11 protein-coding genes are annotated in these 10543 nt (G+C 77.9%); 6 read left to right on the forward strand and 5 right to left on the reverse strand.

What is annotated here, in order from left to right:
• Positions 1–65 precede the first annotated feature (65 nt).
• Positions 66–767 carry a hemerythrin domain-containing protein gene (locus tag ACI8AK_RS22730; protein WP_387993821.1) on the forward strand — a complete coding sequence of 234 codons (702 nt, stop codon included), beginning with the start codon at positions 66–68 and terminating at the stop codon, positions 765–767.
• 44 nt (positions 768–811) lie between these two features.
• Here ACI8AK_RS22730 and mftD read toward each other — a convergent pair whose 3' ends face one another.
• Both mftD and ACI8AK_RS22740 read right to left on the reverse strand, forming a co-directional pair.
• A complete protein-coding gene (gene mftD, locus ACI8AK_RS22735; RefSeq protein ID WP_456904048.1) occupies positions 812–2053 on the reverse strand; it encodes a pre-mycofactocin synthase MftD in 1242 nt (413 codons plus the stop codon).
• Between the two features lie 183 nt (positions 2054–2236).
• Positions 2237–2380: a hypothetical protein gene (locus ACI8AK_RS22740; RefSeq protein ID WP_387993827.1), complete on the reverse strand. Its 144-nt coding sequence runs from the start codon at positions 2378–2380 to the stop codon at positions 2237–2239.
• 192 nt (positions 2381–2572) lie between these two features.
• Between ACI8AK_RS22740 and ACI8AK_RS22745 the strand changes: the two genes are divergently transcribed.
• The 4 genes from ACI8AK_RS22745 to ACI8AK_RS22760 are packed head-to-tail and all read left to right on the forward strand — an operon-like array spanning position 2573 to position 5748.
• Positions 2573–3073: a winged helix-turn-helix transcriptional regulator gene (locus ACI8AK_RS22745; RefSeq protein ID WP_387993830.1), complete on the forward strand. Its 501-nt coding sequence runs from the start codon at positions 2573–2575 to the stop codon at positions 3071–3073.
• A 56-nt stretch (positions 3074–3129) separates the two neighbouring features.
• A complete protein-coding gene (locus ACI8AK_RS22750) occupies positions 3130–3834 on the forward strand; it encodes a dienelactone hydrolase family protein (protein ID WP_456958131.1) in 705 nt (234 codons plus the stop codon).
• Positions 3831–4940, forward strand: a complete 1110-nt coding sequence (locus ACI8AK_RS22755; protein WP_387993835.1) for a CaiB/BaiF CoA transferase family protein — start codon at positions 3831–3833, stop codon at positions 4938–4940. Before ACI8AK_RS22750 ends, ACI8AK_RS22755 begins: the two co-directional genes overlap by 4 nt.
• Before the next feature lie 43 nt (positions 4941–4983).
• Complete coding sequence (locus tag ACI8AK_RS22760) at positions 4984–5748, forward strand: crotonase/enoyl-CoA hydratase family protein (RefSeq protein WP_456958132.1); 765 nt, start codon at positions 4984–4986, stop codon at positions 5746–5748.
• Here ACI8AK_RS22760 and ACI8AK_RS22765 read toward each other — a convergent pair.
• From ACI8AK_RS22765 to ACI8AK_RS22775, 3 genes are all read right to left on the reverse strand, one after another.
• A complete protein-coding gene (locus ACI8AK_RS22765; RefSeq protein WP_456958134.1) occupies positions 5745–6845 on the reverse strand; it encodes a LacI family DNA-binding transcriptional regulator in 1101 nt (366 codons plus the stop codon). The two genes, ACI8AK_RS22760 and ACI8AK_RS22765, sit on opposite strands and share 4 nt — an antisense overlap.
• 47 nt (positions 6846–6892) lie before the next feature.
• Positions 6893–7255 carry an STAS domain-containing protein gene (locus ACI8AK_RS22770; protein ID WP_387993844.1) on the reverse strand — a complete coding sequence of 121 codons (363 nt, stop codon included), beginning with the start codon at positions 7253–7255 and terminating at the stop codon, positions 6893–6895.
• Positions 7256–7431: 176 nt separating this feature from the next.
• Positions 7432–9021 carry an LCP family protein gene (locus tag ACI8AK_RS22775; protein ID WP_456958136.1) on the reverse strand — a complete coding sequence of 530 codons (1590 nt, stop codon included), beginning with the start codon at positions 9019–9021 and terminating at the stop codon, positions 7432–7434.
• 125 nt (positions 9022–9146) lie between these two features.
• Between ACI8AK_RS22775 and ACI8AK_RS22780 the strand changes: the two genes are divergently transcribed.
• Positions 9147–10543, forward strand: a 1397-nt coding sequence (locus tag ACI8AK_RS22780) for an MFS transporter (RefSeq protein ID WP_456958138.1), incomplete at its 3' end; no start/stop codon positions are given.

Below are 10543 nucleotides of genomic sequence, written 5' to 3' on the forward strand. Positions count from 1 at the left end.
GCCCCGGGGGTCGCCGACCAGCGGCTCGCAAGCCGCTGCCAACCGGGCGCCGCGATCGTCCCGGCATGACCTCGACCGCCCCCGCCCTGCCCTTCCCCGTCACCCCGCGCCGGCCCGGCGACCCCGAGCCCGACCTCTTCGGCTTCTCCCTCGTGCACCGCGCGCTGCGGTCGGGCTGCCGGCTCCTGGCCGACGCGGCCACCGGCATCGCCGCCGGCGGGCCCTGCCCGCCCGGGCGGCAGCGCGCCGTCGTCCGCCACGCCGCGGCGGTGCTGCACGAGGTGCACGTGCACCACTCCCGGGAGGACGACGTCCTGTGGCCGGTGATCGTCGCCTCGGCCGGGGACGCGGTCGACCTGGGCCCGCTGTCCGACGACCACACCGCGCTGCAGGGCGTGCTCGACCGGGCCCGGGCGGCGCTCGCGCGGTTCGCCCAGGACGGTCCCGCGCAGGCCGGGCCGCTGGCCGCCGTCCTCACCGAGCTCGCCGACGAGCTCGACGAGCACATCGAGGAGGAGGAGCGCGAGGTCTTCCCGGTGGTGCGGCGGTACGTCTCCGCCGGGGACTTCGCGCGGGTGGAGACCCGCTTCCGCGAGGGCACCGGCCTGCGGGACCTGGTCTTCGTCCTGCCGTGGGTCGTCGACGCCTGCCGGACGCCGGAGGAGCGGGCGCGGCTGTTCGCCGGTGCGCCCGCGCCGCTGCGGCTGCTGCTGACGGCGGTGCAGCGCCGCTGGACCCGCCGCCGCGACCTCGTCGCCGGCGCCTGACCGGCCTCGGCCGGGGCCCCTCGACGGGACCCCGGCCGGCGGGTTCAGGCGCTGCGGGCGCGGCGGGGGCGGGTGGGCACGGCCTCGACCGGGGCGTCGGGGCCCTCGACGCCCAGCCGCCGCTCGAAGCCGGGCGGGACGACGAGGTCGTCGCGGGACAGGTCGGCGGCCGACCCCCGGGCCAGGCCGGTCAGCGCGGAGCCCAGGCCGTCGCGCAGCAGGTCCAGGACGTTCTCCACCCCGGCCTGCCCGTTGGCGGCCAGGCCCCACAGGTAGGCGCGGCCGATCATGACCGCCTTGGCGCCCAGGGCCAGGGACTTGGCGACGTCGGAGCCGCGGCGGATGCCGCCGTCGAGCAGCACCTCGACCTGGTCGCCGACGGCCTCGGCGATCGCGGGCAGGGCGCGGATCGAGGCGGGGGTGCCGTCGAGGTTGTTGCCGCCGTGGTTGGAGACGGAGATCGCGGTGACGCCGGCGTCCACGGCGCGCCTGGCGTCGTCGACGCGCATGACGCCCTTGAGCATGAACGGCCGGTCGCTGCCCCACAGCTCGCGCAGCCAGGCGACGTCGTCCCAGGTCGGCATGGGGGACTGCATCCAGGCGCCGTAGGCGCCGAAGAACGTCGGCGCCGGCTCGGCGGGGTCGCCGACCATGTTGGGCACGGACAGGTCGGGCAGCCTGCGCGTCTTGGCGAAGGCCCACAGCCAGCGCGGCCTGAGCGCCACCTGCGGGGCGTAGCGGCGCACCGCCTCGAGGTCGATCCTCTCCGGGATGAACGGGGAGCCCCAGTCGCGGCCGTAGGAGAACGACCAGTCCAGGGTGGCGATCAGCCCGGCGGCGCCGGCGCGGCGGGCGCGCTCGACCTTGGCGGCCATGGTGTCGCGGTCGCCGACCCAGTACAGCTGGAAGAAGGTCTTCGGGTTGGCGGCGATGACCTCCTCCATCGGCTTGCTGGCCATCGAGGACAGGCCCATCGCCACGTTCCGGGCGGCGGCGGCGCGGGCGACGGCGACCTCGCCGTCCGGGTGCACCGCCTGCACGCCGGTCGGGCTGATGAGGACCGGCATCGACACGTCCTGGCCCATGACCGTGGTGGCGAGGTCCCGCTCGTTGGACAGGCCGGCGGTGTGCGGGGCGAAGCCCAGCTCGTCGAACGCGCGCAGGTTGTCGTCGGCGGTCAGGCCCTTCTCCGACCCGGCCACCAGCGCCCCGTACACGCCCTTGGGCAGCCGCCGCTCCGCCCGCCGCTGGGCCTCGGCCACGGTCTCGAACCAGGGGTTGGCCATCTCGTCTCCGTCCGGTCGGTCCCCGGGACCGACCCCCGGTGGCACTCAGTGCCACCCTAGCGGCGCGGATGTCGCGCAGACCACACCCCGGCACCGTCGCGCCCCGGGGACGGAGCAGCCCCGCGGCCAGGGGCCACGGGGCTGTCGTCAGGGGTGCGCCGGCGGGCGGCGCGGGTGCCGCGGTCAGAAGCGGGCGGCCGCGGCGGTGATCTCGTGCGCCGACTCGAGGGTCGGGGCGGCGGCGAGGGCGCGCTGCAGCTCGCGCTCGTCGCGACGGCGGGCGCGGGTGCTGCGGGCGGAGGCCAGGGCGGTGCGCAGGCGGGTCATCTCGGTTCCTCCTCGGGGCGGGTGCCACCGGTCGATCCACGGCGGCGGCCACCTCCGGTCGTCACCGGCGGGCCCGTACAGGTGCGGCGCCGGTCCTGTGACCGCCGTCTCGACCTGCTGGGTCTGCATCTCCAACCATCCTCCCCGGCGCACGGTTCGTCAAGCGAACCCAGCGTGACCTACGCTGCACCCGTGACGGCCGACACGCCTCCCGACGGGTACGACCGGGCGCGCTGCTCGGTCGCCGGCACCCTCGCCGTGGTGGGGGAGAAGTGGAGCCTGCTCGTGCTGCGCGAGGCGTTCCTCGGCGTGCGCCGGTTCGCCGACCTGCAGCGCGCGCTCGGGGCGCCGAAGGCGGTGCTCACCGACCGGCTCAACTCGCTGGTCGCCCAGGACCTGCTCACCCGCGTCCCGTACCAGGAGGAGGGCGCGCGGCAGCGGCACGAGTACCGGCTCACCGAGCGCGGCCGCGACCTCTACCCGGCGCTGGTGGCGCTGATGCAGTGGGGCGACCGGTGGCTCGCGGCGGACGGCGTCCCGCCGCTGGCGCTGACCCACCGGGACTGCGGCGCGCCGGTGGCGCTCGGGCTGCGCTGCGCCGCGGGCCACGGGATCGGCGGCCCGCGCGAGGTGACCGCCACCCCGGTGCGCCGTGATCGGGCCGGTGAGACGGCCGACACACCCGCGGGCTAGCGTCGGCGGCGCCCGCGCTGCCGCTGCGACCCCGGGAGGCCGCCCTGCCCACCACCGTGATCCCCGGTGCCGCGAGCGCCCCGGAGCTGTCCGCCCACCTCGCCGTGCCGCCGGTGGGGGAGGGGCCCTGGCCCGGCGTCGTGGTCGTGCACGAGGTCTTCGGCCTCACCGACGACGTCCGCCGGCACGCCGACCGGCTGGCCGCCGCCGGCTACCTCGCCGTCGCCCCCGACCTGTTCACCGCCGGCGGCGCGGTGCGCTGCCTGCGCTCGACGTTCCGGTCGCTGAGCCGGGGCGAGGGCCCGGCCTTCGGCGACCTCGAGGCGGCCCGCCGCCTCCTCGCCGACCGCGACGACTGCACCGGCCGGATCGGGGTCCTCGGGTTCTGCATGGGCGGGAAGTTCGCCCTGTTCGGCGCCACCCGCGGCTTCGACGTCGCCGCGCCCAACTACGGCCCCCTGCCGAAGGACGCCGAGCAGGTGCTCGCGGGGGCCTGCCCGGTGGTGGCCAGCTTCGGCGGCCGCGACCTCGTGCTGCGCGGCGCGGCCGGCCGGCTGGGCCGGGTGCTCACCGACCTGGGCGTCGAGCACGACGTGAAGGAGTACCCGGACGCCGGGCACTCGTTCCTCAACCGGCACGACCTCGGACCGTTCACGGCGCTGGAGAAGGTGCTCGGCGTCGGCTACCACGGCCCCTCGGCCGAGGACGCCTGGGCGCGCATCCTGCGCTTCCTGGACCGGCACCTGCGGGCCGCGGCGTGAGCGGGGGGAGCGGCCCGCTGACCGGGCTGCGGGTGGTCGAGCTCGGCGGCATCGGGCCCGGCCCGCACGCCGCGATGGTGCTGGCCGACCTCGGAGCCGACGTCGTCCGGGTGGAGCGGCCCTCCGGCGGCCTGTCCCTCGGGGGCGCCGCCCCCGACGTCGTCATGCGCGGCCGGCGCTCGCTCGGCGTCGACGTCAAGGCGCCCGAGGGACGCGACCTCGTGCTCGGCCTGGCGGGGCACGCCGACGTGTTCCTCGACGTCTTCCGGCCCGGCGTCGCCGAGCGGCTGGGGCTCGGCCCCGACGTGTGCCTCGAGCGCAACCCCGGGCTGGTCTACGCACGGATGACCGGCTGGGGCCAGGACGGGCCGTGGGCCGACCGGGTGGGCCACGACGTCAACTACCTCGGGCTGACCGGCACGCTGGCCGCGCTCGGCCGGCCCGGGCAGGTGCCGCGGCCGCCGCTGAACCTCGTCGCCGACTACGGCGGCGGCTCCATGCTGGTGCTGGTCGGCATCCTCGCCGCGCTGCACGAGCGGTCCCGCTCGGGCCGCGGGCAGGTGGTCGACGCCGCGATGGTCGACGGCGTCGCGCTGATCTCCCAGATGCTGTGGTCGATGCGCGGCACGGGGCTCTGGTCGGACCGGCCGGGCACCAACGTCCTCGACGGCGGCGCGCCCTACTACGACGTCTACGCCTGCGCCGACGGCCGGTTCGTCGCCGTCGGCGCGCTGGAGCCGCAGTTCTACGCGGCGCTGCTGGAGGGGCTCGGGCTGGCCGGCGACGACCTGCCCGCGCAGACCGACCCGCGCGGCTGGCCCCGCCTGCGCGAGCTGTTCACCGCCGCGTTCGCCGCGCACCCGCGGGAGCACTGGGAGCGCGTCTTCGACGGCACCGACGCCTGCGTCACCCCGGTGCTCACCGCGGACGAGGCGGCCGCGCACCCGCACCTGGCCGCCCGCGGCACGCTCGTCGAGGTCGACGGCGTGCGGCAGGCCGCCCCCGCGCCGCGCTTCTCGCGCACCCCGGCCGGCCCCGCCGCGCCGGTGAGCCCCGGCCCGGCCGACGCCGCCGCCGTCCTGGAGGAGTGGTCGCGCCCCCGATGACGGGAGCGCACGAGCCGCGGTGCGCCGCGGAGGAGGAGGGACCGTGACCGAACCCGTGCTCGTGGAGCGCCGCGGCGCCGTCCAGGTCGTCACGATCAACCGGCCCGAGGCGAAGAACGCGCTCGACGGCGCGGTGGCCCGCGGCGTCGCCGCGGCCGTCGACGAGCTGGACGCCGACGTCGACCTGCGCGCCGGCGTGCTCACCGGCGCCGGCGGGACCTTCTCCGCAGGCATGGACCTCAAGGCGTTCCTGCGCGGCGAGCGGCCGGCGATCGAGGGCCGCGGGCTGTGCGGGATCACCCAGACGCCGCCGCGCAAGCCGCTGGTCGCGGCCGTCGAGGGGTGGGCGCTGGCCGGCGGGTTCGAGCTGGTGCTCGCCTGCGACCTCGTCGTCGCCGGGGCCTCGGCGCGCTTCGGCGTGCCCGAGGTGACCCGCTCGCTGGTGGCCGCCGCCGGCGCCGCGCTGTTCCTCCCGCGGCGCATCCCGCAGGCGGTGGCCATGGAGATGCTGCTGACCGGGCAGCCGATCGACGCCGAGCGGGCGGCCGTGGTCGGGCTGGTCAACCGGGTGGTCGCCGAGGGCGGGGCGCTGGAGGCCGCCGTCGAGCTGGCCGGCGTCATCGCCGCCAACGGCCCGCTCGCGGTCGCCGCCACCAAGGAGATCGCCCGCGGCACCGCCGACTGGACCGCCGAGGAGGGCTGGGCGAGGCAGCAGGAGCTGATCGAGCCGGTGTTCTCCTCCGAGGACGCCCGCGAGGGCGCGACCGCGTTCGCCGAGCGCCGCGCGCCGGTCTGGCGCGGCCGCTAGCCGGCCGGGCCGGTCGAGGTCCGCACCACCAGGTCGGCGGGCAGGGTGCGCGGCGGCGGGGCGGGCCGGCCGGCGAGCAGGTCCAGCAGGGCCTGCCCGGCCGCCCGCCCCTTCTCCCGGGTCGGCTGGCGCACGGTGGTCAGGCCGAGACCGGCCGCCGTCGTCGCGTCGTCGAAGCCGGCGACGGACAGGTCCTCCGGCACGCGCAGCCCGCGGCGGGCCGCCGCGCGCAGGGCGCCCTCGGCCAGCCGGTCGCTCAGGCACAGCAGCGCCGTCGGCCGCGGGTCGGTGGCGAGGACGGCGTCGGCACCGGCCTCCCCGACCTCCGGCGTGCTGTCCCCGCCGTGGAACACCGGGACGGCGGCCCAGTCCAGCCCGGCCCGCTCCGCCGCGTCGCGGTAGCCGGCCAGCCGGTCGCGGGTGACGGCGTAGGTGGCCGCCTCCTGGGTGGCGACGTCGACCAGCCTGGGGGCGATCGGGTCGCCGTGCATGCCGAACGAGACGACGGCGAGCCGGCGGTGCCCGAGGCCGAGCAGGTGCCGGGCGACGGCGGCCGCGGCGGCGCGGTCGTCGACGCCCACCCACGGCGTCGCCGGGGCCCCGAGGGCGGCCAGCCGGTCGGGGCGGGGCTGGTCGACGACGGCCAGCGGCAGCCCGCGGGCGATCGCCGCCGCCAGCAGCGGGTCCTCGTCGCCGACCGAGGAGACGACCAGCCCGTCGACGACGGCGTCGGTCACCGCGGCCAGGCGCCGGGCGGGGTCGGTCGAGCCCGGGACCAGCAGCAGGCCCGACCCGGCGGGCTCGGCGACCTCGGTGACCCCGGCCAGCAGCGCGACCGCCACCGGGTCGTCGAAGGCGTAGGACAGCCCGTTGTCGTAGGCGACGCCGACGGCGCCCACCCGGCCGCGGCGCAGGCCCGCGGCCAGCGGGTTGGGTCCCGGGTAGCCGAGCCGGCGGGCGGCGGCCAGCACGCGCTCGCGCAGCGCCGTGGAGAGCTGGTCGGGCCGGGAGAAGGCGTTGGACACCGTCTTGGCCGAGACCCCGACCTCGGCGGCCACGTCCCGCAGGGTCACCGGGCGGGCGCGGTCGGCGGGCACGCGGCCATTCTGCGGGGGCTCCCCGCCCGGGGTCCGCCGTCCGGCGGTCAGCCCGGCGTCTCGGCGCGACCGGAGGTGGCGGGCGGGCGGTCGAAGTCGTCCTGCAGCCCGCTGAGCTGCAGGATGCGCTCCACGACGGGCGACGCCGCGCGCAGCACCGGTCGCCGGCCCACGGCGTGGGACGCCTCGACGCACCGGGCCAGGACGCTGAGGGCGGTCGAGCTGATGAAGGACACCCCGGCGGCGTCGATGACGTCGACCAGCAGCGGGGCCCGGCCCTGGCGCTGCTTGAACCGCGTGCCGACCGCGGTGTCCAGCTCGCCGCGCAGGCACAGCACCCGGCTGCCGCCCTCCTCCCGGACCGTGATGGATCCGGGGAGCGGCCGGACGTCCTCGGGGTGGGCAGTCATCTCAGCCTCCTCGCCCGCCGACGCGTCGAGAGGGAGGGTGCCGCCGGACCGCTGACTCGGCCCGGCCCGTGGGGACGACGGTACGCGTCCGGGGGCACCGTCCCGGCCACCACCCGGGTCCGCGGAGGGTGGGGAGGGCGGTGGGCTCCCCCGGTGGGGGCGGGAGGGTCCTCCGGCTAGTTGATGCAGCCGGTGTCGGCGGCGGTGCGCGGCTCCTCGGTCGGTGCGGCCGGATCGCCGGTGTCCGCGGGCGGGGTGGTCGCCTGGCCGATGCCGGTGAAGTCCGAGCCCAGGATCAGCTGGACGGTGCCGGAGGTGGCGTCGTCGGCGACCTCGGGGACCGCTCCCGGGACCTGCGCGGCGAGGGTGGCGGCCAGCGCCTCGTCGCCGGCGGCGTGCCGGATCGTCGTCTGCTCGTGGTCGCTGCTGTCGGCGTTGCCGGTGCTGACCACCGGGAAGCCCGCGGCCTCCAGGTCGGCTGTGGCCTCCGCGGCGATCCCGGAGACGCCGGAGCCGTTGTAGACCGCGACCGAGACCTCCGACGGGTCGACCGTCGCCGGTGGTGCCGGGGCCTCCGACGCGGGCGCCTCGGGCTCGGCGGACAGGCCCGCGAAGAACGCGTGCAGCGTGTCCTCGTCGGCCAGCTCCACGATCGAGGAGCCCTCGTCGTTCTTCGCGTTCGGGTCGGCGACGGGGATCGTCCGGAACTCGATGTCCCCGGCCGTCACCGACTGCATCTGCTGGGCGAGGTCGAGCAGGTCGAGGTCCTCGTCGATGGTCAGCGACTCCGACGCCGCCCGGATCAGCTCCCGCTGCTTGCCGAGGTCCAGCAGCACGTCCTGGGAGAGGATCTTGCGGAGCACCCCCCCGATGAAGACCTGCTGGCGGACGATCCGGTCCAGGTCGCCGCGGGGGAGGGCGAGGGAGCCGTCCGGGCGGACGCCGTGGCGCTGGCGGACGAACCGCAGCGCGTCGGCGCCGGAGATCGTCTGCTTCCCGGCGGGGAACACCGCGCCGGAGTACTGCGAGTCGTCGACCGCGTGGCAGAGGTTGACCTCGACGCCGCCGACGACGCTGGTGAGCTCGAAGAAGCCGAGGAGGTCGACCTCGGCGTAGTGGTCGATCCGCAGCCCCGACAGCTGGTTGATCGTCCGGATCAGCAGCTGCGCGCCGGCGGCCTGCTTCTCGCTCTCGGGAGCGGCGTCGTCGACCTCCGCGGCGCCGTAGGCGTAGGCGGCGTTGAGCTTGTCCGTCCCGTGGCCGGGGATCTCCACCCAGGAGTCGCGCGGGAAGGAGACGAACGAGGCGCCCGACCCGTCGGCCGGCACGTGCACCAGGATCATCGTGTCGGTGTTCGTGCCGGAGTCGACCCCGGCGTCGAGCTCGGCGAGCTGCTCGGGCGTGAGGTCGGCGCGGCTGTCGTTGCCGACCAGCAGCAGGTTCATCGCCTCGGGCATGCCACCGGACTCGGAGTTGCCGTCGGCCGGGATCGCGTCGGTGCGGCTGACCGTCGCGTCGGCCAGCCGGCCCAGGTACCAGCCCCACCCGCTGCCGGCCAGCACCACCACCGACACGACGGCGGCGACGACGCGGGCCGCGACGGCGCCCCGGGAGGAGCGCCGGCGCGTCGTCGGGGTCCCGCGGTCGCCGCCGGCCCGGCCGGCACCGGCGCCGCGGTCGCGCGGCGGTCGGCCGGCGCGCGGGTCCAGCCGCGGGGGGATCGGCCGGCCCGGGGGGCCGCCGTGCTCGGGACGGTCTCGGCTCACGCGGCGCAGGTTAGGGGCGGGCGGCGCTCCTGTGGGCTTCGCGGCACCGGGCGGTCCCGCTTCCTCCGGGACGACGCGGCGCCACCCCGTGCTTCATCGATGAAGAAGCGGGTACCCGTCCCGGCATGGCAGGTCCGGCAGCGGTCCCGACCCTGTGCGCGGTGCAGTTCGTCGACGTCCTCGGCACCACGCTGGTGGTCGCGGCGCTGCCCACGGTGCTGGCCGACCTCGGCGCACCGCCGTCGGCGGCCGCGCCGGTGGTGACCGTCTACGCCGTCCTGTTCGGGGCGCTGCTCATGCCGGCCGCGCGCCTGGGCGACCGGTTCGGTCACGCGCGGGTCCTGGGGGCCGGGCTGGCCGGCTTCGGCGCGGCGTCGCTGCTGGCCGCGGTCGCGCCGTCGGCCGGGGTGCTGGTGGTGGCGCGCGGCGCCCTGGGGGCTGCGGCCGCCCTCTCCGTGCCGACCGCGCTGCGCCTGCTGACCGCCGCGACCGAGGAGGGCGGCGCGCGGCGGCGGGCGCTGGCCGCCTGGAGCGCGACCGGCGCGGCCGCCGGCGCGAGCGGGCTCGTGCTCGGCGGCGTGCTCACCGACCTGGCCGGCTGGCGCGTGCTGTTCTGGGTGCAGGTGCCGCTGGCCGCGCTGCTCCTGGCGGCGGTGGGCCGCACGGCGCCGCCGACCCCGCGGCGGACGCGGGGGACGCTCGACCTGGCCGGCGCCGGGGTGCTCACGGCCGCGGTGGCGACGGTCGTGGCCGGCGCGTCGCTGGTCGAGGACGGCGCGCACCGGACCGCCGGCGTCGCGCTGTTGCTCGCCGGGCTCGCCGCCGCCGCGTGCCTGCCCGCGGTCGAGCGGCGCTCGCCCGACCCGCTGCTGCCGCGCGCCGCCGTGGGGCACCCCCGCCTGCGCCGCGGCGTGCTCGCCTCGGCGGCCAACACGGCGACCACCAGCTCGTCGGTCACCGTCGCGACGCTGCACCTGCAGGACGCCGGCGGCCTCGGCGCGACCGCCGCGGGACTGGCCCTGGTGCCGTTCAGCCTCTGCGTCGTCGCCGGCGCGGGCCTGGCCGCGCGGGTGCTGCGGCGGACCTCGGCGCGGGTCACCGCCGCGGCGGGGCTCGCGGTCATCGCCGCCGGTGACACGGCGCTGCTCGGCGCGGGCCTGGGCACGTGGGTGGTGTCGGCCGCGGTCGCCGTCGCGGGGCTGGGCATCGGGCTGTCCTCGGTGGCCGCGACGTCGCTGGGGACCGACGTCGGCCCGGAGCTCCAGGGGACGGCGGCCGGAGCGGTCAACACCGCCGCGCAGCTGGGCACCGCCCTCGGCGTGGCCGCCGTCCTGCTCGTCGTCCGGGCCTCCGGGGGGACGGGCCTGCCGCTGGCCGGCAGCGGGCTCGGCTGGGTCACCGCGGCGCTGCTCGCGGCCCTCGCGGCGGGACTCCTGGCCCGGCGCCCGGCCCGCGCGGCGGCGGTCGCCCCGCGGCCCGGGTTGTTTTGCGGGGCCCCCAACCCCGCCGAGCGGGCCGTCCT

This window comes from Geodermatophilus sp. SYSU D00867 (genome assembly GCF_054050315.1).

Coding starts and splice junctions, on each gene's coding strand:
- ACI8AK_RS22730 (WP_387993821.1), top strand. CDS start 66: ATGACCTCGACCGCCCCCGCCCTGCCCTTCCCCGTCACCCCGCGCCGG.
- mftD (WP_456904048.1), bottom strand. CDS start 2,053: ATGGCCAACCCCTGGTTCGAGACCGTGGCCGAGGCCCAGCGGCGGGCG.
- ACI8AK_RS22740 (WP_387993827.1), bottom strand. CDS start 2,380: ATGACCCGCCTGCGCACCGCCCTGGCCTCCGCCCGCAGCACCCGCGCC.
- ACI8AK_RS22770 (WP_387993844.1), bottom strand. CDS start 7,255: ATGACTGCCCACCCCGAGGACGTCCGGCCGCTCCCCGGATCCATCACG.